Below are 22,376 nucleotides of genomic sequence, written 5' to 3'. Positions count from 1 at the left end.
ATAGGAGGTGAACGGCTTTAGAGGAAATTTCGCTGAAGCCAAATTATATGACAGAAAGATGGAATCCTTCCCTTTTTAAAGATTTCCATAAGCATGAACATGATGCCTGCGGAATTGTAGCTTGTCTTGAAAAAAACAAGCAGCCTACTAGAAAAAACATTTTTGATTGCATAGATGCACTTGTTACGATGAATCATCGTGCTGGCTTTATAAACGGTGAGGGTGATGGTGTTGGAATTCATGTTGATATTCCTAAGGCACTATGGAAAGAAAAGTTAAAAAATGCAAATCTTGATCCCTCCCTAGCTGACACAGATAGCTTTGCTGTTGGTCATGTTTTTATCAGCCAAAAAGCTAACTGGGACTCTACTAAACAAGAATTACTTCAAAAACTAAAAAACTACGATTTAGAAATCATCTTTGATACAAATCAGGTTACCGACTCTAGTGCTCTCGGCCCAATCGCCATTCAAGAAAATCCAGTATTCTGGCAATTTGCATGTATCTCCAAAAAGGCAGGGAAAGAATTAACTAAGGTTTTATTTGATGCGATTATTGATTTTGAAACCAATGAATTAATTCATGTTGCATCCTTAAGCCAAAACCATGCTGTTTATAAAGTTATGGGTGCCGGAGATATTCTACCTCGCTACTACATGGATTTAGCAAGTCCCATTGTTGCCTCAACCGTAACACTTGGCCATAACCGCTATTCCACCAATACACTTTCAAGCTTTTTCCGAGTTCAGCCATTTAGTGTTCTTGGACACAATGGAGAGATTAATACCATCGCAAAACTTCGTGATGAAGCTAGAATGATTGGGGTTCCACTCGTTAAAGATGGCAGTGACTCACAAGATTTAAGCCGGACAATGGAAACATTAATTTGCCGTGAAGGATATACGTTATTCGAGGCAATCGACCTTTTATTCCCGCCAATTATCAATGAAATTAAAGCCTACTCAGAAGATTTACAAGATTTATATACTTATATTCGTGAAGCATGGGGCCATTTTGCCCAAGGTCCTGCTGGCATTATTTCTAGGTATGGGGATGAAGCTGTTTTTAGTGTTGATGCTTTAGGTCTACGCCCACTTTGGATGCTCGAAACTGAAACTTCTTATTTATTCTCATCCGAACCAGGCATCATTCCTTCGACTGAGTATGTCAATGACCCTAAGCCGCTAGCTCCTGGTGAAAAAGTTGGCTTTAAGTGGAGCAATAGTAAATTAGAAGTTTACGAGCAAAACAAATTTCAAAAAGAAGTTTATAACCGCTATTCAAATCGCTTGAATCTCCAAGGTGCAAGAGTTCGTTTACAAGCACCTGCTTTAGAAAAAACAATTACGATGAATTATCCAGATAAAATCCACAATGGACAATATAAGGCATTTGGCTGGGAAAGAGACCACATTCAATTAATCGAGCAAATGGCTGAAAAAGGTGTTGAGCCGATTCGTTCACTTGGTCATGATGCACCGCTTGCCGCTCTAAATCCTGAGCGTAAAAACCTTGCTGATTATTTTAAAGAAAGTGTAGCCGTTGTTACGAATCCTGCGATTGACCGCGACCGTGAAACGGAGCATTTTTCCACACGAGTGATTATTGGGAAACGTCCTGATTTATTTAAAAATTCAAAAACAGAAACTGTTCTTGAGTTAACCACTCCCCTTCTATTAGAAGGTAAAGCAGGTTATAGCTGTTTCGAGACTATTGGACAACCGAGCTTCGACCAAGTGGTACAGCATTTCCTAAAAGAAAAGCTGGCTGCGTTTATTTCAACAACCTTTAGAAAAGAAGAGAACATTGACACAGCATTAACCAGAATTTCTGAAGAAGCCGTTCAAGCTGTACTTTCAGGAAAGAGTTTAATCGTTCTTGACGATGCGAATGCTCATCAGGAAGACTTTTATTGGATTGACCCGCACTTAGTAACATCTGCAATTGACCAGGCATTGGTAAAGGCAGAAGTAAGAAGAAATTGTTCAATCGTGCTGCGCTCTGCATCTATTCGTTCGCTGCACGACATGATCACTGTTTTTGGATTAGGTGCAGATTTAATCAGCCCCTATTACATGTTCATGACAGTCCTCGATGAATCCAATAAACCTTTAATTAACCTTTATAGTGCATTATCTAAGGGGCTTGAAAAAGTAATTTCAACGATTGGTATTCACGAATTACGCGGCTATGGCAGACTGTTCTCAAGTATTGGTCTACACGAAGAGATTGCAAATGTATTAAATATCGTTAACTTTTTTGGCTCTGCTGATATCGAGAATAATTATGAAGCAATGAAGAATGATGCTTTTCAAAGAGCAGAGGATTATCATAATGAGAAGGAAAGAATAGGGAAAACCTTCCACCTTTTCCCGCGTATTTGGAAGGCTATTGGTGAAGTTGCAGCAACAGGTGACTACAGTGCTTACCGTGATAAAATTAGTGAACAAGAAGAGCAGAATCCAACAACGATTCGCCATTTAGTTCAATTAAAGAAGAGCAATCAAGCCATTTCTCCATCGGACGTTGATATTACAGTCGGCGATCATGATTTGCCGTTTATTATTTCTTCCATGTCGTTTGGCTCACAAAATGAGACTGCCTTTAGAGCTTACGCTGAAGGTGCTGACCGTCTAAACATGGTCAGTCTAAATGGTGAGGGCGGAGAAATCAAGGATATGCTGGGTAAATATCCAAAAACAAGAGGACAGCAGATTGCCTCTGGACGATTTGGAGTCAACGCTGAGCTTTTGAATTCTTCTAATCTATTAGAAATTAAAATTGGGCAGGGTGCAAAGCCTGGTGAAGGTGGGCACTTACCTGGTTCAAAGGTAACAGCTAAGGTTGCTGCTGCACGTAACGCTACACTCGGATCAGATTTAATTTCACCATCAAACAACCATGATATCTATTCAATAGAAGATTTAGCCCAAATGATCCTAGAATTAAAAACAGGTAATGACCAAGCGAGAATTGCCGTAAAAGTACCTGTTGTCCCAAATATCGGCACTATTGCTGTTGGGATTGCGAAAGCAGGTGCGGATATCATCACTTTAAGCGGATTTGACGGCGGTACGGGTGCAGCCAGAATCCATGCACTTCAGCACGTTGGACTTCCTGTCGAAATCGGTGTAAAAGCAGCCCATAATGCCCTGCTTGAAAGCGGACTTCGGAATAAAGTAGAAATTTGGGCAGATGGCGGTATGAAGAGTGCCATGGACGTCATGAAGGTTATGCTTCTTGGTGCAAACCGCGTTGGTTTTGGAACTCTTTCCATGCTGGCAATCGGCTGTACTACTTGCCGTGGATGTCATTTAGATACTTGTCATGTTGGTATCGCTACCCAAATTGAATCTGAAGTTCAAGCTAAGGAACATGGACTTCGCCGCTTTGTCCCACGTCAGTTGGACTTAGCTGTGAATGGAATCATGAATCTATTTTCATCCTTTGGAAGTGAATTAAAAGCACTTGCTGCCTCTCTTGGGATTACAAACTTGCAGGATGCAGTTGGACGGTCTGATTTATTAGAACAGGCGAAAGGAAAGAATCAGCTTAGCCTATCTTATCTATTAAAACCGCTTGAAATTAGCCAATTCTCAAAAACAGAAGAAACAAAGGCATTCCAAGAAGTCCAAATGCAAGTGGCCGTTGGTGCCGAGTATTTAGACGCAAGCGTTGACCAATTACATTCTTCACGCGAATTTGACAGTGTTACTTCTGAACAGCGCGTCTTAGGCAGCAGAGTTTCCTGTCACCGTGTTCGTGGAAGACTTGATGGTTCATACCAGCAGCTTCCTCCTGTGCAGCTTAAGTACAAGAATGGTTCCATTCCTGGAAACGGCTTAGGAGCTTATAATAGCGGCGGAATTGAAATCACGGTTAATGGCGGCGGTCAAGATGGTGTTGGAAAAACATCTTTTGGCGGCAATATCTTTATCCTTAAATCAAAAGGAAAAAATGGCAGCTATTATAATGGTTCTGTCGGAAAAGGTTTCGGATATGGGGCTCAAAAAGGTCTGTTAGTCGCTCAAGGTAATGCTGATGCTCGTGCAGGTATTCGTCTCTCAGGTGCAGATCTGATTATCGGTGGCTCTGTTAAGCAGCCACTTCCTGAAAATGAAGCTGGAAATATTGGAGGCAATGCAAATATTAAAGGCTTTGCATTTGAATACATGACAAACGGCCGCGGCTTAGTGTTAGGAGATCCAGGTCCATGGATTTGTGCCGGAATGACTGGCGGAGTCGTTTATGTTCGCCAACAGCCTGAGGTTGGTTTAACAGCCCAAGCAATTATGAGAAGGATTGCGAAAGGTGCTAAGGTTTCAGTCATGAGCTTAACCGAAAATGGAAAAAAAGATGTAAATGAGCTTCTTGGTAAATATACCGAAGTACTTGCTAATGATGGTCAGACAGAAGAAGCTAACCAGCTTCGAGCACTTCTTTCTAACCCTGAAGATCACTTTATTCAAATTGTTCCAGTAAAAGAACAGGCTGATCCAGCTGTATCAACAGAATGATATGAAAAGAACGTTCGCATTTTACCGCGGACGTTCTTTTTTGCGTTTAGGAAAATATCTTTAACTATTACTTACAAAAATTCATACAATATCTCTTGATTAAATGTTTTAATCCATGTATAGTACGTTAATGCTCATTATGAAGTAAACTAAGTACACACCACTTATATTTGAAAGGAAATTATTTAGAATGAAGTTAGGTGCCCGCATTTTTAAAACGGGAATTGCAATTGTTTTATCCCTTTATTTAGCACAGCTGCTGCACTCACCCTCTCCTGTATTGGCAGGTATTGCTGCAATCTTTGCGATTCAGCCGACCATATATCGTTCTTATTTAACGATTGTTGAACAAATACAAGGAAATTTAATTGGGGCAATTCTTGCAGTCATTTTTGTCCTTCTACTAGGAAATCACATTATCATCATTGGTTTAGCCGCAGTGATTGTAATTATTATCAACCTTAAATTAAAAATTGAAAATACAATCGGACTTTCTCTTGTAACGCTAGTTTCAATTATGGAAACCCCTGGCACTGATTTTATTCCGTTTGCAGGAATCCGCTTCTCAACGATTATGATTGGAGTCTTTTCCGCCTTCGTGGTAAACCTTGTGTTTCTGCCGCCAAAATATGAAAAGAAGCTTTATTTTAAAATATCTGGGACAACAGAGGAAATTATTCGCTGGATACGATTAAGTACCCGGCATGACTTTGACCACAATTTGTTGAAAGCCGATATTGAAAAATTAAAAGATAATTTGATAAAAATGAGTCAGTTTTATTTAATGTATAAAGAAGAAAGAAGCTATTTCAAAAAGAATAGTTTAGAAAAATCTAGAAAGCTAGTGATTTTCAGGCAAATGACATCCGCTGCCAAAAGAGCACTTGATACCTTAAAGAAACTCCATCGATTTGAAAATGAAATGCTTCATCTTCCTGAAAACTTTCAACAGTCCATACAGGAACAGCTCGACAGCGTCATCTACCATCATGAGCAATTAATGCTCCGGTTTATTGGCAAAGTGCCAACACCCTTGGATAGTGAAACGAATACCTGTATTAATAAAAAGGAACTATTCGAGTTATTCTTGACTCATCAAAAGCTTTACAGCAATCAAGACGATCCGCATTTATATCATACGATGCAAATAATTTCTTCTATTATTGATTACGGGGAGCAGGTCGAACATCTTGATACACTAATAACCAGCTTTCACTCCTTTCATCACAATGAGGTATCCATTGAACAGAAGGAGATCGAATAAACAAAGAAAACTTACCGGAGGAATTTGGTAAGTTTTTTTATTATACATATTAAGATTGTTTTTGTTTTTATTTCTTGCTTCTTCAAATTAATATAACACCTTAGATACGTTCATTTTTATGTTATCTGTTAAACTAACAGCCGCTAGTTTAACAAGACTATAAAAATGTTTGATGGCTATTTCATTTGTTTGACAGTTTTCCAAGAATTCTATCCAATATTATACCTATTAGGAACCAAAATAATATAGCCGAAACATAGATTATAGCCAAGGGAATTTCAGAAGGGTGCATAAAGTTCACGACGAACCAATGTGTTTCAATTATCCAAAACGGTGGACTTGTAAAGAATAACAGTAAGTTTTTATCATCAAAGCCAAATAGGTTAAAAAGGCAAATAAAAAAAGACAGTATAGAAAGCCAAAAACTAAAACCTCTAAATAATTTCACAATTCCCCCTCCCGTCTCCATTAGTGTAATATTACACTAATTATACCATAGAGAAATAGTTAGGGTATTGAAAATCCTTTAGTTCAATTAGAAAAAGCCGCCGAAATGGCAGCCTTTTTACTGTTAGGTGAAATTCGCTTAAATCATTAGGGATATACCGAGTGTTTTTTTGTAAATAATATGATTGTTAATCAGTAAATTGAGGAGGACCTTTATGCAACAGGATCAACGAGCTAAAGAGAATTTGGGTACTATTATGAAACCAGAATTTGCTGGCACTGATGCACAAAAAGTAAAACAAGAAATTCAAAAAGATGTAAGTGAAGGACAAGGTGCAATGACTTCCCGAGAGGCAGGAGCAATCCGCGATTAAAAAACCATTTGAGATTAACTATTCTACCTGCCAAAATCGAGTATTTACCAGCAAATCCATCTCGTATGAAATTAGCCTTAATAAAAAATGACGTATGCAATTCCATACGTCATTTCTTGCTGTTTATATCTATGCTTCCAGCGGTTTTTTTTCTTTATGCTGTTCAAGCTGCTGAACTTGAAATAATTTGTAATAATTGCCTTGTTTCTCCATTAATTCATCATGTTTGCCCACTTCGACAATTTTCCCATGTTCGATTAAGACAATTCGATCAGCGTGGGTAATGGTCGATAATCGGTGGGCTACAACAAACGTCGTCCGATCCTTCGCCAGCTTATCAAGCGCTTCTTGGATCAGGTGTTCACTCTCTAAATCAAGAGCTGATGTTGCCTCATCTAATATTAAAATCGGCGGATTCCTTAAAAATACGCGGGCGATGGCCACTCTTTGCTTTTGACCGCCTGAAAGCTTTACGCCTCTTTCGCCGACCTTCGTATCATACCCATTTGCTAGATTCACGATAAAATCATGCGCATTGGCCGCTTTGGCAGCTTGATAAACCTCTTCATCACTTGCGCAAGGTTTACCTAATAAGATATTGTTCTTTACAGATTCACTAAATAAGATATTGTCTTGAAACACTACTCCAATTTTGTCCCGTAAGGACTGAACATTAAAATGACGGATATCTACTCCATCTAAGAGAATTTTTCCTTCCGTGACATCGTAGAAACGAGGAATCAGGCTGACAAGTGTCGACTTTCCCCCTCCGCTCATCCCAACAAGGGCAATCGTCTCACCTTTTTTCACTTCAAGATTGATATTCTTCAGTATCATTTCCTCTGATTCATTGTATGTAAATTGAACATGATCAAACGTAATGTCCCCCTTCACATCCTTACAATCAACCGCATTGGGAGCATCGACAATGTCATATTTCACATCAAGGAATTCAAACACCCGATCCATCGAGGCGAATGACTGGGTCAGGGTTGTGGAAGAATTCACAAGCCTTCTTAACGGATTGTACAATTTATCAATGTACGCAAAAAACGCAATCATTGTTCCCAGCGTTAAACTTCCTTGAATAACAAGGTAAGCTGAGTATCCGATAACGAGCAAAGGTGCGATATCGGTAATTGTGTTAACGGCAGCAAATGCCTTTGCATTCCAGCTCGTGTGCTCTAATGCCTTATCTAAAAAGTTTTTATTTTGTTTGTCAAACTGCTTTTGTTCAAACTCTTCAATTGCAAAGCTTTTAATCACTGGCATTCCTTGAACCCGTTCATGTAAATAGCTTTGTACCTCTGCAAGTGCTTGTGAGCGCGAACGGGTGAGCTTACGAAGATTACCAAAAAAGTACTTTATAGAAATAGCATAAAGCGGGAATAGCAAGATGGATACAAAAGTAAGACTCACATTCATATAAAACATAATAATGATTGCAATAATAATCGTTGCGATATCAAGCCAAAGATTCATAAGACCAGTAATAACAAATGTTTTCGTCTGCTCAACATCATTAATAACGCGTGAAATAACTTCTCCTGACCGTGTATTGGCATAATACTTAAAGCTGAGTTTCTGGATATGTGTATACATCCGATCACGGATATCGTAAAGAATTTTACTTGAAGTCCATTGCGCGAAATATTGACGATAATACTCAATCGGCGGCCTTACGACGACAAAAACAACAATCATAATTCCCATTATGATTAGTAATTTATTTAATTTCTCATCATTTGTTAGACCACTTGCCCCAATAATATCATCCACTACATACTTAATGAGCATGGGTATCATAAGCGGGATGGCGAATTTTAAAACCCCAATAATAATCGTCCCTATAATTTGAAGGCGATATGGCTTAACAAATTCGAGATATCTGCGAACACTGCTCAAGATTGGCCCCTCTTTCCTGCTGTCACATTAATAAGAACAGGGAAAGATGATGAAGACAGCTACTATACGTGTAGATGCCTTCATCATCTTTCCGAACATTCTTCCATTATCGTCTGTATGTTAAATAACGCTCATACCAGATATCAATAAAATCTGGCGCAAAAGGTCCTTTACGCTGCCGAATCCAGTGAATTAGCTTTTCTACATTTCTTTTCAGGATTTGGTCAATAACCTCAGGATACTTCATCTCACGTCGGTGGCGTTCATACTCATCTTCGTCTAACAAATTAAACGTCATATCAGGGAATACCTTAATATCAAGATCATAATCAATATATTTAACTGCTTCACCATCAAATATAAATGGTGAGCTGAGATTACAATAGTAATAAATACCATCTTCACGAATCATTCCAATAATGTTAAACCAATACTGTGAATGAAAATAACAAATCGCTGGTTCTCTTGTAATCCATGTTCTTCCATCTGACTCCGTTACAATTGTGCGATCATTCCCGCCAATTACCAGATTTTGCGATCCCTTTAAAACGGTAGTTTCATCCCAGACGCGATGGATGTGCCCATTGTGTTTATAGCTATGTATTTGTATTGGTTCACCTTCGATGGGTACGCCCATGATTCTCCCCTACTTCCTTCCTAAACGCTTTGTAACCTTTCTTCCTGCAATTAAACGACAAATGGCAACAAAGTTCATTTACTATTTCTTATTATTATAACGGTTGAGTAAAGAATTTAAAACAAAAGAGCCATTGAATTCAATGACTCTTTGAAAAAATTTGCATATTTTTCAATCTTTTTTTGATTTTTGACCTAAATTGACGGCTCCAAATCAGTTTCACGATAGGATTGGATAACTTCCTCCGTTTGTTTTTCAAAGATTTCCTGAATCTCTTTTAACTCTTTTTTCATTTGATTAATATCAAATTGGACACTCTCTAACTCCGTTTCATTTTGCAGGGTCTGTAGTTGCTCTTCAATTTCTTGACACCGCTCAAGCTCACCTTGAAGGTATAGTAATTTTTCCATTGTCATCATCTGCTCAGATACTAAACGGTTAAAATGATCCATATACCACACCGCCTTATTTTTACTTCCTAATATGTATTCTTTAATAAACAGATTTATCCTTTGACTACTTATGTAGACTAAAGAGAAGTTTTGTCGAAAACAAAAAGAAGGCACCCTTCGACTTAGGGTGCCTTCTTCTTACTACTTTAGCTTTGACCAAATTGACCTGAGTTTCCTTGGCCTTTATTAGCTTGAGATTGTTGGTTTTGCTTTCTCACTTGTGCAGCATCTGTTTGACTAGCGAATTCAGTTCCAAATTGGCCTGCTGAACCAGCAGCTCCAGCAGAACCTTGTCCAGCTTGAGATTGCTGATTTTGTCTTCTTACTTCTGCAGCATCTGTTTGGCTGGCGAATTCAGTTCCAAATTGACCTGCTGAACCTGCACCGCCTTGAGATTGAGCGTTTTGTTGTCTAACCTCTTGGATGTTTGTTCCAGCAGAAGTTTTGTTTGGTTGTTGATTGTTTGCCATGTTAATCACCTCCACGAAATTAATATGTCCCGCTTCGTGGAGATTATCCTAATAATTTTTTAAAAAATTTTTTTAAACCAGTAAGGAAATTCCGCCATCAACAATTATCGTTTGTCCTCTAATCATGCTGGATTCTTCTGATAATAGGAACATAACGCAATTAACCATGTCCTCAATTTCCACCATTCGCCCTGCTGGAGTTTTCTCCTTGGCCTCCTGAAGAAGCTCCTCGCGGTTTGGAAAATGCGTTAACGCTTCTGTATCGACAGCTCCTCCAGAGACCGCATTTACAACAATATTTTTAGCTGCTAACTCAACTGCTAAATACCTCGTTAAGGCTTCTAATGCGGCTTTAGAAACACCTACTACGGTGTAATTTTCTAAATAACGAATAGACCCTAAAGAACTGATGCTGACAATCTTGCCTCCGCCATTTTTCTCCATTAACTTTGCTGCTTCCTGAGCACAGAATAATAATGCCTTACTGTTAATATTTAATGTCCAATCCCAGTGACTTTCTTCTAGTTCCATTATTGGGCGCTGAACTCCAGAGGCAGCATTATTTACAAAAATATCTAATCTGCCAAATTCTTCCTCAATTTGTTGAAACATTGCCTTAATTTTACTTACATCGCCAACATTTGCTTTTACCACTAAAACTTTTCTTCCCAGTGCTTCAATTTCTTCAGCTACTTGAAGTGCAGAGCTTTTACTTCTTGCATAGTTGATGACAATATCATACCCTGCTTGAGCAAGCCTTAAGGCTGTCGCCTTCCCTATTCCCCTGCTGCTGCCTGTTATAAGTGCTACTTTTTGTGTCATATACTCTAATTCCCTTCATAAACAAGTTTTCTATTCATTTTAGCGTTTTAATGTATAGAAGACAATTGATTACAAAACCTAAGGCTATTAATTGAGAAAGGAAGAAGATTATGTATGTAGGACGGGATATGACAGAACTTTCTATGGTCTCCAAAGCCGAATGGAGGGACAGCGAACTAGCCTTCTTTCACCACTCATTGCAGCAAATAGCACCCTACTTAAATAGTGAAGGCGTAACGATTCATCGTGAAATCATTGAAGAAATTGAAAATCGCGGCGGGATAAAGCGGCAAGAAGCAGATTATACACATGGCACAAAAACTAGTTATGATTAATAAAGGAGAACGCCCTCAGGCGTTCTTTTTTAAATATTTTCTTTATACAACTTCAGCATCTTTTGGAAAGAAACAGGAAATGCATAGTCTTCCATTTCATCTAATGAAATAAATTTCCATCCATCATCTTCTGAAAAATCGGAACTAATTGTTCCTGTAAATACACGGATATTCCAGATTAAATGGGAAAAAATGTGTTCTATTTGACCAATACCCTTTTCAAGCATAATATTCATATCAAAGGTATCTTTGAAAAGATCAGTGATTTGGGTACGATCCATCAGTAACGGTTGATGAATTTCAACATTTGGAAACTCCCATAAATTTGCTAATAGTCCAGTTTCAGGACGTTTATGAATTAAAACTTTTCCCATTTCATTTTTCACAATAATTGCTGCAAGCTCAACATTTTTTTGTGAGTTCTTTTTCGTCTTAATAGGAAGTACGGATTCTACTCCCTCATGAAATCCCTGACAATGATCACGAACAGGGCAGAGTAAACATGAAGGTGATGTTGGAGTGCAAATTAATGCACCTAGTTCCATTAAAGCCTGATTAAACGCAGAAGGATCATCATGGGAGATTAGCTTTCTAACAGCATGTTCAAATACCTTCCTAGTAGATGGCTTTGCAATATCCTCCCAAATCGAGAGGATACGTGATAAAACCCTCATGACATTACCATCCACCGCGGGTTCAGGTATACCATAGGCAATACTTAAAATTGCGCCAGCCGTGTAGGGACCAACCCCCTTAAGGTTTGAAATTTCTTTTGGAGTATTTGGTACCTGACCATCGTATTTTTCGTTTACTTCTTTTACAGCAGAATGTAAATTTCTTACTCGCGAATAATAACCTAGTCCTTCCCAGGCTTTTAGAACTTTATCATCATTTGCTTTCGCAAGGTCTTCTATTGTTGGAAACCATTCAATAAATCGATTAAAATAAGGAATAACCGTATCGACTCTTGTTTGCTGCAGCATGATTTCCGAAACCCATACTTTATAAGGGTCTTGGTCTTTTCTCCATGGCAATTCGCGTTGTTCGGCTTTAAACCAGGAGATTAAATCCTCTTGAAAATTTTCTATTGAGATTTTTTCTATATTTTTCAACTCATTTACCATTACTAAAATGCCTCCAGCCTGTTAAACAAAAAGAAATAAGGGAATATAATAATAAGCATTTTTTAACCATAAGCGAAATTGTTCAATTTGACAAGATTTTATTAGAGGAGGAATTTTCCTTTTGGATACTGGAACTCATGTTGTAATGGGAATTGCCCTTGGCGGTCTTGCGACTCTTGATCCTGTAGTAGCTGGGAGCTCTGTAACGGCAACGAGTGTATTAATTGCTACCATTGCAGGCTCACAAATACCTGATATTGATACCGTATTAAAGTTAAGAAATAATGCCATCTATATTCGTAATCATCGAGGTGTCACCCACTCAATTCCAGCTGTACTTTTATGGCCTCTTATTCTTTTAGCAGTGATATATCCTTTTTTCCCTAATGCAAATCTCCTCCACCTTTGGGGATGGACATTTGCCGCGGTGTTTATTCATGTGTTTGTAGACATTTTTAACGCCTATGGTACGCAGGCTCTTAGACCCTTCACATCAAAATGGGTCGCGCTTGGAGTAATCAATACCTTTGACCCGATTATCTTTGGAATACACGTAGTCGCCATTATTATTTGGGTTTTTGGTGCAGACCCCGGTTATACATTTTTAACGATGTTTGTTGTGTTATTTGGATATTACCTCCTCCGGTTTTACGCTCAAGGTAAAGTAAAGGCAGCGGTTAAGAAATTAATTCCAGACGCAACAGAAATCATTATTGCACCAACTATGAAGTATCATCTTTGGAGAATAGCTGCGATGAATGAAGGTGAGTTCTTTGTCGGCAGGGCGGCAGGAACGAATGTTGAGATACTAGACCGTTTTAAGCGAGTGCCCGTACCGGAAACACCTGTGCTCGAAGCTGCTAAAAAGGATAAAAACCTAGCTGCCTTCCTGTCATTCTCGCCTGTTTATCGATGGGAATTAGATGAGTACGATGACTATTACGAAGTTCGATTTATTGACTTGAGGTACCGCAGTAATGGGCATTATCCGTTCGTTGCAGTCGTGCAGTTAGATTTAGAGTTAAATCCAATTAGTTCCTATACTGGCTGGGTGTTCAGCGAAAGTAAATTAAGGAAAAAACTCAGTATTATCCCCAGTTAATGTTAAAGGCGAGTGACTAATAGTCGCTCGCCTTTTTAATTCAATGAATTCTTGTCTTGAATGAGGAAGTCTTTATATTTTGGATTTTTGGCAACAAAATCATGGAGTCTCCCGCCGTAATTCTGAATCCATTGCGTGACAATTCTTTCTGTCATTTCACTGCCAAGATAATCTCTTCCTGCCTTAGCAGCGGTGGTTTCAAAGTCCTCCCACATTAACTCAACCCAGGTCCGGGCTTGATTGTAGGAGAGCAATTCGTTTTTTTCTAACAACAGCTTTGCTAATCTTTCATGGTAATCGTTCATACATTCACCTCATTGCCAATTTCTTATAACATAACCTTAAGCTAAATATCGAATACTATTATTACGTGATAAGCACTGGTGTGAAGACACTTTGCTTTTCACGGTTTCTCATTCCCTTTCGATGGAGGTACCAACATGGTGAGAAATAAAGCAAGGAATTTCCCGAACCAAAATAACAACAAGTTAGAGGGAGAGCCACGAGCGAAAGCAGAATATGCTTCCAGACGGGCCGACGGAACGATCAACACCCATCCACAGGAGCGTATGCGTGCTTCTGGTGAGCGTGAAAATGATACACCTGAGTATTTCTAAAATTTGGGAGGTTTTAATTATGGGAAACCAGAAAAATCATGAAGGCAAGCCATTTACAACCCCTTGGGCTAAATCAAAGCATGCTCATTCACAAATAAATGGTGAAACCCAACAATCCCAAGACCTGATCATTTTAAAACGCCAAACCCGGAAGCAAGCCTAACTGCTCAAAAAAGATAAACCAGAGATATTACTCTCTGGTTTGTCTTTTTTCTATTTTAACCATTTTAACATCGATATTGGCAGTGCTTCTTCTTTGCCATCTCCCTTTAATCGGTATCCCCAGGCAAATACACCATTCATATAGTCTATCTTAAAATATTCCCCAGGGTCGCCTTCAAGCTCATAAATTTCACCAGGTTTAAATGCAGTAGGATCTAATAAATAGGCCCTAGCCATCGCTGCTTTTCTTTCTAATACAGCATATTCACTGACCATTCCCATTTGCTCTGCTTTCCTCCCCTTTTCTAATAATTGGGCAATTTCCTGCTTTAATTCATGCTCAGACATCGTACTATATCGTTTTTCCTGTTGCATTTAAGTCCACTCCCATTTTCGTTTTTCCTCTTATTTTAGTATAGTTATTTTTATGTAAATAATAAAGGTTGAAGGAGAGATTTCAGTGAAAACCATCATTGTTACCGGAGCAGGTTCTGGATTGGGTAAGGAATTATCCATATTATTTTCGCAGCAGGGTTATCATGTCTTCATGATGGGAAGGGCTGTGGATAAACTTTCAGCTGTAAAAACCGTAATCGAACGAGCTGGCGGTGCAGCGGATTTCATTGTTCTTGATGTTCAAAAAGAAACAGATATTTTTATAAAGATAAAAGAAATAAGCAAAAATCACAGAATTGTTGGTTTGGTTAATAATGCCGGTGTTGGTCATTTCGGACCTTTTGTTAACATAACGGAGAACGAAATCAGCGAAATGCTTAACACGAATGTTCTCGGAACGATACTAATGACAAAAGCTGTATTACCTTTACTGCAAGAACAAGGTGAAGGTCTGTTGATAAATATCATTTCAACAGCGGGTTTAAGAGGAAAAGTTAATGAAGCTGTTTATGTAGCAAGTAAATTTGCTGTTAGGGGCTTTACGGAAAGCCTGCAAAAAGAGTACGACAATAGCTCGATCAAAATTAAAGCCATTTATATGGGCGGAATGGATACCCCATTTTGGGCAGATAGCAATCACGTTGCCGACACTTCCCGTTTTCGTTCACCTAAAGAAGTTGCCGAAATAATAATGAGTCAACTCGATCAAGATGAGATTATCATCGAAAGTAAAAAATCATGACGGATCTGCGTCATGATTTTTCGACTTCTTCTAAATACCTTTCAATCAAATCCATTGAAAATCCTTTACGGAAAAGAGCTTGTTTCATTTTTTGGCTGTATTCAAAACCGGTAAAATTACTATATTTTCGATGTGTTTTTTCGCCTTGGTACCTTATGGCTTCCATTTCCTCATCTTGTTCCTTATCCGTATTTGCTTCTGTTAGCGCCAGATGAATCACATCGAAGGGGTAGCCCTTTCTTAATAGGAATTGCTCTGCTTTTTGCTTAACGATTCGTTGAGATTCCTTTGAACTCTTTTTGATTAACTTTTCTGCCACCTTAATGGCTTTTTCAACTTGATCTTCTAAAGAGTATTCCGTTATTGCTTGTTTGATTATCCCCTCATTGATGCCTCTCTCTTTTAACTCCATACGGATTAAGTCTGGACCTTTATCTGTCGTATTCATCTGGGTTCTTACAAATGAAAGGGCATATTCCTCATCATTAATATATTTTTGAGCAGCCAATTTATGAATAACTTCTTTAATAATAGGTTCTTCTATTTCCTTTTGTGCAAGATAGTCCTTTATCTCTTTTTCAGATCTCATTCTTCTTGCCAAATAATGAACTGCACGATTATAGGCCTTCCTGATATCGTCTTGAAATTGTATCTCTAAGATGGAAAATTCATCAATCTCCATCCCTTTTTTTAATTCAAATCGAATCAATACAGCACTATCGACACTAAAGGCATATTCCTCGCCTTTTCCATAGTCCATAAAAATATTAAAGCGATCTTTATTTTTCTGCTGTGTGGTGATTTTTGTAATAACAGCCATATCATTCACCTCTCCAATACTTTATCATATTTTTTCCACAATGGAGTATCATTCCGTTCTGAAAAGGTAAAAATGGAGAATGTGCTTAATTTTTTCCATAAGCTTTTTAACGATTAACAAAATAAAATGTTGAAAGGACTGAGCAATATGGCAGAAAAGAAGAAAAAAGATAAGGATAGAGGAAAATATTCACTTACAAGTATGCAGGAAGTATCATACCAGCGTGAGTTTAAAATGGCAGACCGTGCTGGCGGCTTCCATGACAAAAAAACTCGTTTATAAGAAATAAGCGGAAGGTGCCTGCTTGTCGGCGACTGAGCTAGATAAAAATTTTTTCCATTCATGAACTCCTCAAATAAGTAAAAGCTATTAGTGGGAACTTTTCTGTTCTCACTTAGTTAACTTTGAAAGGGGTTTTTTACTAATGAGCCGTTCGCGTGGACATAATTCTCGTGATAAAAATAAAGCATCTCTTCCACAGGTACCTAAAAACATGAAATCAGATGGAAACGATGTGGAGTATTCTGCTGAATTTGCGGATCATGCAGACCTTGAAGCAATGGCACGAGCAAATGCAGCCAACCAGCGCGTTACAAATAAGCGTAGAAAATAACCCTTTTAAAAAAACAGGCAGCATTTTATTGCTGCAAAAAAAGAGAAGCAGGATATTCCTGCTTCTTTACAAATATATAAGGGGGAAAAATGATTAAATCATCGTGTCCTATAGAGAGATTTCTGCCATTAGGCAATAGGACCCGGTAAACGATATAGGCGATTGTGAATATATTCACTATCTCCTTTACATCTTTACTATACTCCCGTTCCACTCTAATGACAATTACTTTCACAGTTTTTTAACATAATAACGTTAGAAATATGAATAGCCTGTGAACTGTGGACAAGTTTGTAGATAAAAATAAAAAAATAAGAGTCCGTAATAACAGACTCCCGAATAAATAAGATTAAAGCGGTAGTAAGGAGATGGTTTCCTTACTTCTTATTTGTTCAATCATTTCGAGCCATTCTTGTGGCTTATTTGATAGAATGGCGTAATAGGTAGTAAGAAAATCAGCTACAAGTGCCGCAGATATAGATTCTAACTCATCGTTCATTGGCATAAAGCAAAAATCGAGTCCTTTAACGGCCTCACCATCATTCTCCCAAGATGGATGTACATAGTCTAAATCAATTCGTTTATAACCTAAATGTGAAAGAACCTCGCGGCGTACATATGGATCCATAACCTTCACACCGCCAAATTCATGGCCTACCCGATAAGGATCATATATTTCAGCAAACATACCGAAAAGCTCTTTACCGTTTTCTGCAGCTAGCTTTTGCAAGTCCTTTAAGCGGTTCTGTGCTAAGAATCTTCCTAGGCTAAGACCAGGCTTACTAATGATCGTGAAATCTGTCATCGCAATATTCCAATCAGGATAATAACGGTACTCAGTTGCCCCTGCAACTTCACTGCCTTCCACAGCAACAAATACACGAATACCTGAATCTTCTAGAGGTTCCTTCCATAATTCATACTCTAATACTTCCTCTGGCGGGAAAATATCTTTCATTAAATCATGCAGTTTTTTAAAGTTTGGATCTGTAATACTTGTTATACGTTTATATTCCATTAGCTAAGACTCCCCTATTCTTTTAAAAATGGATTTTTCCACTCCATTAATGCTGCATAATGACATGATTCTTCATCATCAAGGTAATTTTCTACAATGCCAATTGGCACTCTTCCGCAACGAAGCAAAAAGGTAATAACAGGATCTTTTATATCCCCTGTTAGGACTTTATTTAAATACCGCTCAGGTGTCATCGTATCAGCCAATTTATGATACCCGGGCATTCTGCCGCCGCCCAGCAGCCTCTCAAGTTTTTTCTGAATTACTACATGATACATGGACTGCATCATTAGTTTTCCAAGACCAAGCTTTCGGAACTTTGGCCGTACACTGATATCCACAATGTATAGTGTGTTACCACTAGGATTATGATTTGTAATGAATCCATGGTCCGTGATTTCTTCCCATGTATGATCCATTTGGTTAGAATCAAAGTGGACACAAAGACCTGTAAGGGAACCGGCTAACACACCACCCACTTCAATACATATAGCACCCTCTGGAAAACGCATAACATGATTGGATAATTGCTCTTTATTCCACCATAACTCTGACGGAAATGGAGGTGGAAAGCATTCTGACTGAATTTGAATGAGCTCATCAAAATCTACTTGAGTGTAATTGCGAATGACTACAGGGACTGGCTTTTCTTGGTCAAAAACATAAAATTCACTATGATACAAGGCAGCTCCACCCTTTGTCATTTATTTTTCCCAATCCGGATATAAATCTGTCCGACGATCGCGCCAGGTTGTTACGGATCCTCGTTCTCTAACTTCATATAATAACTCCAGATCAAGGTCTGCTGTCACAACCATATCGTTGTTCAGTTCCCCTTCCACAAGAATACCTTTTGGAGGGAACGGAATATCATTTGGCGTTATGATTACCGCCTGACCGAAATTAGCACGCATGAAATCGACGGTTGGCAGCGCCCCCACAGTTCCAGTCAAAACAACATATACCTGATTTTCAACAGCACGTGCATGGCTAGTGTAACGAACACGATGGAAGCCATGGCGGTCGTCTGTACATGAAGGACAGAATATCACATCAGCTCCTTTAGCCTTTGCCATCCGGACGATTTCAGGGAACTCAATGTCATAGCAGGTCAGCAAGGCAATTTTCCCTTTGCTTGTTTCAAAAATTTGAAAGCTGTCACCTTTCTCCATGTTCCACTCGTTCACTTCTGTAGGGGTAATATGGAGCTTTGCCTGTTCGCCAATCCTTCCATCGGGATAAAATAAATGAGCCGTATTATATAGCTTGCCGCCCTTTTCAATCACATGTGTTCCAGCAATAATGTGCATGTTGGTTTGTTTAGCAAAATTAGAAAATAATTCTCGGTATTGGTCAGTGAAACCTGGCAAGTCATTGATAGTCAGACTCTGCCCTTGGCCCTTTCCTATCGATAGCAGCTGTGTGGTGAAGAACTCAGGGAAAAGAACAAACTCTGCTCCAAATTCCTCAGCCGTTTTTATATAATGCTCGCATTGTGCGGCAAATTCTTCAAAGGACTGAATCGTATGTAAGTGATACTGAACAACTGAGACACGTATTTTCATGGTTTTCCTCCTTTAGAAAAAATCATATGAGGAAATTATCTAATATTTTCGACAGTAATACAAATGAAAAGCAGCTTTGCTATATAAGTGACCGCCAATACTTCTTTTAGGAAATCTCGGGCTCTCATAACCCCTATGAGTGACCGCTCTTTCTCTTTTTAGCTATTATCGGGCCCTCATCGCCCCTATGAGTGACTGCTCTTTCCTTTTTTAGTTATTCTCGGGCTCTCATACAATGACAAAAACCACCCTTAGGTGGTTTTCGATTATTTACCTAGTTTACTTTCAGCAAGCTCGATTTGATTTACCACCTGTTCTGGTGATGTCCCTCCGAAGCTATTTCGAACGGCTACTACATGCTCTGGTGATAATACCTCATAAATATCCTCTTCAAATAAAGAACTGAACTCTTGGTATTCTTCAAAGCTTAAATCAAGTAAGAACCTTTGCTTCTGAATCGCATATAAAACAATCTTCCCGATGACTTCATGTGCCTCTCTAAATGGCAGACCTTTTCTAACCAAGTAATCGGCAATATCCGTTGCATTTGAGAAGTCATTATTAATCGCTTTTCGCATGATATCTTTGTTTACAGTCATACTTTCAATCATTGGCGCTAACAGCATAAGGGATCCTTCCAGTGTCTCCACTGTGTCAAACATCCCTTCCTTGTCCTCTTGCAAATCCTTATTGTAAGCTAGCGGCAAGCCCTTAAGGACTGTCAGTAAGCCAATCAAATTACCAAAAGTACGGCCAGTCTTTCCTCTTAACAACTCAGGAACATCTGGATTCTTCTTTTGCGGCATAATGCTGGATCCCGTGCAAAAAGAATCATCGAGCTCAACAAATTGAAACTCTTGGCTTGACCAAATCACAAGCTCCTCCGATATTCTTGAAATATGAGTCATGATGATGGAACCAATCGAAAGGAATTCTAAAATAAAATCCCTGTCACTAACTGCATCCATGCTGTTTGGATAGATCGTTTCAAACCCGAGCAGCTCTGCCACCCGTTCACGTTTGATAGGAAAAGTAGTTCCTGCTAAGGCACCAGAACCAAGTGGAAGCCAATTAACACGCTTTAAGCTATCAATCAATCTCTCTTTATCTCGTTCAAACATCCAGAAATAAGCCATGACATGATGAGCGAAGGAGACTGGCTGAGCACGCTGTAGATGGGTATACCCCGGGATTAACGTGTTAACATTCTCTTTTGCCTGTACAAGCAAAGAATTTTGAACATCTTCAAGTAATTTAATCAATTCCGTTGTCTTTGTTCGTAAGTAAAGGTGCATATCAGTTGCCACTTGGTCATTTCGACTACGGCCAGTATGAAGCTTGCCTCCGACAGGACCTATTTTTTCAATCAATAATTTCTCGATATTCATATGAATATCTTCATCTTCTACTAAAAACTCAACTTCATTATTGTCAACCATCTTTTTAATTTCAAGCAGGCCTGCTTTAATTTTATCGGCATCCTCAGCGGGAATAATGCCACATTCCCCTAACATTTGAACATGTGCCATGCTGCCGGCAATATCCTCTTTGGCAAGCTTTTGATCAAAGGAAATTGAAGCCGTAAATTCTTCGACTAACTTGTTGGTTTCTTTCGTAAATCTTCCGCCCCATAATTTGGACATCAATAGCTCTCCTTTACGCAATAAATACGGCTGCCCCCGAAAGGTTTCGAGGGCACCCAATTATTATTTCATTATCGTTTCTTTATTATTTACCTCTGAATATACTTTTGTTGGCAGACCCCAAATTTTGATGAATCCAACAGCCGCATTATGATCGAAGGCATCGCCTTTTGAATAGGTTGCCAATTCTTCATTATAAAGGCTGTTTGGTGACTTACGACCAACAACGGTGTGGTTGCCTTTATGAAGTTTCACTCGGATAGTCCCAGATACAACCTTTTGCGTTTCATCAATAAAAGCATCGAGAGCTGGTTTTATTGGTGAATACCAAAGACCTTCGTAGATGATTTTTGCCATTTGCTGTTCTACTTGGGTTTTGAACTGTGTTACTTCACGCGTTAGTGTTAAGAATTCTAATTCCTTATGTGCATTAATTAAAATTAAAGCTGCTGGATTTTCATAAACTTCTCTAGATTTAATTCCTACTAGTCGATTTTCAATATGATCAATACGACCGACGCCATGCTTGCCGCCAAGTTCGTTCAGAGTTTCAATTAATTTCACTAATGGCAGCTTCTCGCCATTTAGTGCAACTGGAACACCCTGCTCAAATTCAATTTCAAGATACTCAGCTTGATCTGGTGTTAATTCGATTGGTGCTGTCCAATCAAATGCTGCTTCCGGTGCCTCTGCCCAAGGATCTTCAAGAACTCCTGCCTCACAAGCACGTCCCCAGATATTAGCATCAATCGAGAATGGATTGTCTAAATCTACTGGAATTGGAATACCATTTTCCTCAGCATACTTAATTTCTTCATCACGAGTCATACCCCACTCACGAACTGGTGCAACAACCTTCAGGTTTGGATTTAAAGCTTGAATGGAAACCTCAAAGCGAACCTGGTCATTTCCTTTACCAGTACAGCCATGCGCAACAGCTGCAGCTCCTTCTTTTTCAGCTACTTCAACCAATAATTTTGAAATTAATGGACGAGATAACGCTGATGACAGTGGGTATTTCCCTTCATATAAACAATTCGCCTTTAAAGCTGGCAAAATATATTCTTTAGCTAATAATTCTTTCGCATCGATCATGTAAGCTTTAACAGCTCCTACATTCAATGCCTTTTGTTTAATTGCTTCTAGATCTTTACCCTCACCAACATCAAGACCTAGTGCAATGACATCATATCCGTATTTCTCCTGAATCCATTTAACTGAAACTGAAGTATCAAGTCCACCTGAGTATGCTAAAACAATTTTTTCCTTAGCCATTTTATATTCTCCTCTTGTTCGCATGTATTATTATTCAACCAATAGGATTATTATACATTAAATTTCAAAAAAATCT

24 protein-coding genes are annotated in these 22,376 nt (G+C 38.7%); 10 read left to right on the top strand and 14 right to left on the bottom strand.

The window, feature by feature from the left end; genetic code table 11:
• Positions 1–47: 47 nt before the first annotated feature.
• From ACY3XC_RS20855 to ACY3XC_RS20845, 3 genes are all read left to right on the top strand, one after another.
• Positions 48–4,517 (top strand): glutamate synthase-related protein, encoded by a 4,470-nt coding sequence (locus ACY3XC_RS20855; RefSeq protein ID WP_464870225.1) that lies wholly within the window; start codon positions 48–50, stop codon positions 4,515–4,517.
• A 190-nt stretch (positions 4,518–4,707) separates the two neighbouring features.
• The gene (locus tag ACY3XC_RS20850) at positions 4,708–5,781 is read left to right on the top strand and encodes an FUSC family protein (protein ID WP_464870224.1); all 1,074 of its coding nucleotides are present in this window, start codon (positions 4,708–4,710) and stop codon (positions 5,779–5,781) included.
• A gap of 662 nt (positions 5,782–6,443) precedes the next feature.
• Positions 6,444–6,602 (top strand): hypothetical protein, encoded by a 159-nt coding sequence (locus ACY3XC_RS20845; protein WP_464870223.1) that lies wholly within the window; start codon positions 6,444–6,446, stop codon positions 6,600–6,602.
• A gap of 129 nt (positions 6,603–6,731) precedes the next feature.
• Here ACY3XC_RS20845 and ACY3XC_RS20840 read toward each other — a convergent pair whose 3' ends face one another.
• From ACY3XC_RS20840 to fabL, 5 genes are all read right to left on the bottom strand, one after another.
• Positions 6,732–8,507, bottom strand: a complete 1,776-nt coding sequence (locus tag ACY3XC_RS20840; protein WP_464870222.1) for an ABC transporter ATP-binding protein — start codon at positions 8,505–8,507, stop codon at positions 6,732–6,734.
• A gap of 106 nt (positions 8,508–8,613) precedes the next feature.
• Positions 8,614–9,144: a nucleoside tri-diphosphate phosphatase gene (gene ntdP / locus ACY3XC_RS20835; RefSeq protein ID WP_179161427.1), complete on the bottom strand. Its 531-nt coding sequence runs from the start codon at positions 9,142–9,144 to the stop codon at positions 8,614–8,616.
• A 194-nt stretch (positions 9,145–9,338) separates the two neighbouring features.
• Positions 9,339–9,596, bottom strand: coding sequence for a YgaB family protein (locus ACY3XC_RS20830; protein WP_090760403.1), 258 nt, complete (start codon positions 9,594–9,596; stop codon positions 9,339–9,341).
• Between the two features lie 146 nt (positions 9,597–9,742).
• The gene (locus tag ACY3XC_RS20825; RefSeq protein ID WP_179161426.1) at positions 9,743–10,066 is read right to left on the bottom strand and encodes a gamma-type small acid-soluble spore protein; all 324 of its coding nucleotides are present in this window, start codon (positions 10,064–10,066) and stop codon (positions 9,743–9,745) included.
• 72 nt (positions 10,067–10,138) lie between these two features.
• On the bottom strand, positions 10,139–10,888 hold the full coding sequence (fabL, locus tag ACY3XC_RS20820; protein ID WP_464870221.1) for an enoyl-[acyl-carrier-protein] reductase FabL: 750 nt from the start codon (positions 10,886–10,888) through the stop codon (positions 10,139–10,141).
• Positions 10,889–10,998: 110 nt separating this feature from the next.
• Between fabL and ACY3XC_RS20815 the strand changes: the two genes are divergently transcribed.
• Entirely contained in the window at positions 10,999–11,223 is a 225-nt protein-coding gene (locus tag ACY3XC_RS20815) for a hypothetical protein (RefSeq protein WP_464870220.1), read from the top strand.
• Positions 11,224–11,252: 29 nt separating this feature from the next.
• Here the strand turns inward: ACY3XC_RS20815 and mutY are convergent, their stop codons facing one another.
• On the bottom strand, positions 11,253–12,347 hold the full coding sequence (gene mutY / locus ACY3XC_RS20810; RefSeq protein WP_464870219.1) for an A/G-specific adenine glycosylase: 1,095 nt from the start codon (positions 12,345–12,347) through the stop codon (positions 11,253–11,255).
• A gap of 121 nt (positions 12,348–12,468) precedes the next feature.
• On the opposite strand from mutY, the gene ACY3XC_RS20805 reads away from it, so the two are divergent.
• Entirely contained in the window at positions 12,469–13,449 is a 981-nt protein-coding gene (locus tag ACY3XC_RS20805; protein WP_464870218.1) for a metal-dependent hydrolase, read from the top strand.
• 35 nt (positions 13,450–13,484) lie between these two features.
• Here ACY3XC_RS20805 and ACY3XC_RS20800 read toward each other — a convergent pair whose 3' ends face one another.
• Complete coding sequence (locus ACY3XC_RS20800) at positions 13,485–13,754, bottom strand: YfhJ family protein (protein ID WP_464870217.1); 270 nt, start codon at positions 13,752–13,754, stop codon at positions 13,485–13,487.
• Between the two features lie 138 nt (positions 13,755–13,892).
• Between ACY3XC_RS20800 and ACY3XC_RS20795 the strand changes: the two genes are divergently transcribed.
• Positions 13,893–14,066, top strand: a complete 174-nt coding sequence (locus tag ACY3XC_RS20795) for a small, acid-soluble spore protein K (protein ID WP_179161444.1) — start codon at positions 13,893–13,895, stop codon at positions 14,064–14,066.
• Between the two features lie 19 nt (positions 14,067–14,085).
• A complete protein-coding gene (locus tag ACY3XC_RS20790) occupies positions 14,086–14,229 on the top strand; it encodes a YpzG family protein (protein WP_179161420.1) in 144 nt (47 codons plus the stop codon).
• Positions 14,230–14,279: 50 nt separating this feature from the next.
• On the opposite strand, the gene ACY3XC_RS20785 is transcribed toward ACY3XC_RS20790, so the two are convergent.
• The gene (locus tag ACY3XC_RS20785) at positions 14,280–14,603 is read right to left on the bottom strand and encodes a YfhH family protein (protein WP_464870216.1); all 324 of its coding nucleotides are present in this window, start codon (positions 14,601–14,603) and stop codon (positions 14,280–14,282) included.
• 85 nt (positions 14,604–14,688) lie between these two features.
• Between ACY3XC_RS20785 and ACY3XC_RS20780 the strand changes: the two genes are divergently transcribed.
• Positions 14,689–15,366, top strand: a complete 678-nt coding sequence (locus ACY3XC_RS20780) for an SDR family NAD(P)-dependent oxidoreductase (RefSeq protein WP_464870215.1) — start codon at positions 14,689–14,691, stop codon at positions 15,364–15,366.
• A gap of 10 nt (positions 15,367–15,376) precedes the next feature.
• Here ACY3XC_RS20780 and recX read toward each other — a convergent pair whose 3' ends face one another.
• On the bottom strand, positions 15,377–16,186 hold the full coding sequence (gene recX / locus ACY3XC_RS20775; protein WP_464870214.1) for a recombination regulator RecX: 810 nt from the start codon (positions 16,184–16,186) through the stop codon (positions 15,377–15,379).
• A 147-nt stretch (positions 16,187–16,333) separates the two neighbouring features.
• Between recX and ACY3XC_RS20770 the strand changes: the two genes are divergently transcribed.
• Together ACY3XC_RS20770 and ACY3XC_RS20765 are read left to right on the top strand one after the other, a co-directional pair.
• A complete protein-coding gene (locus tag ACY3XC_RS20770; protein ID WP_081825373.1) occupies positions 16,334–16,468 on the top strand; it encodes a YfhE family protein in 135 nt (44 codons plus the stop codon).
• Between the two features lie 142 nt (positions 16,469–16,610).
• The gene (locus ACY3XC_RS20765; protein ID WP_464870213.1) at positions 16,611–16,799 is read left to right on the top strand and encodes a YfhD family protein; all 189 of its coding nucleotides are present in this window, start codon (positions 16,611–16,613) and stop codon (positions 16,797–16,799) included.
• 349 nt (positions 16,800–17,148) lie between these two features.
• Here the strand turns inward: ACY3XC_RS20765 and ACY3XC_RS20760 are convergent, their stop codons facing one another.
• The 5 genes from ACY3XC_RS20760 to ACY3XC_RS20740 form a co-directional block, all read right to left on the bottom strand.
• Positions 17,149–17,817, bottom strand: coding sequence for a GNAT family N-acetyltransferase (locus ACY3XC_RS20760; protein WP_464870212.1), 669 nt, complete (start codon positions 17,815–17,817; stop codon positions 17,149–17,151).
• A 14-nt stretch (positions 17,818–17,831) separates the two neighbouring features.
• Positions 17,832–18,521 (bottom strand): GNAT family N-acetyltransferase, encoded by a 690-nt coding sequence (locus ACY3XC_RS20755; RefSeq protein WP_464870210.1) that lies wholly within the window; start codon positions 18,519–18,521, stop codon positions 17,832–17,834.
• A complete protein-coding gene (locus ACY3XC_RS20750; protein WP_464870209.1) occupies positions 18,522–19,382 on the bottom strand; it encodes a carbon-nitrogen hydrolase family protein in 861 nt (286 codons plus the stop codon).
• A 266-nt stretch (positions 19,383–19,648) separates the two neighbouring features.
• Entirely contained in the window at positions 19,649–21,025 is a 1,377-nt protein-coding gene (gene argH / locus ACY3XC_RS20745; protein WP_464870208.1) for an argininosuccinate lyase, read from the bottom strand.
• 63 nt (positions 21,026–21,088) lie between these two features.
• Complete coding sequence (locus ACY3XC_RS20740; protein WP_464870207.1) at positions 21,089–22,300, bottom strand: argininosuccinate synthase; 1,212 nt, start codon at positions 22,298–22,300, stop codon at positions 21,089–21,091.
• Positions 22,301–22,376 lie beyond the last annotated feature (76 nt).

The sequence above is a fragment of the Bacillus sp. CZDM1 genome (assembly GCF_055502545.1).
The sequence above is the reverse complement of the archived record's forward strand: the minus strand, read 5'-3'. Positions and strand labels throughout refer to the sequence as shown.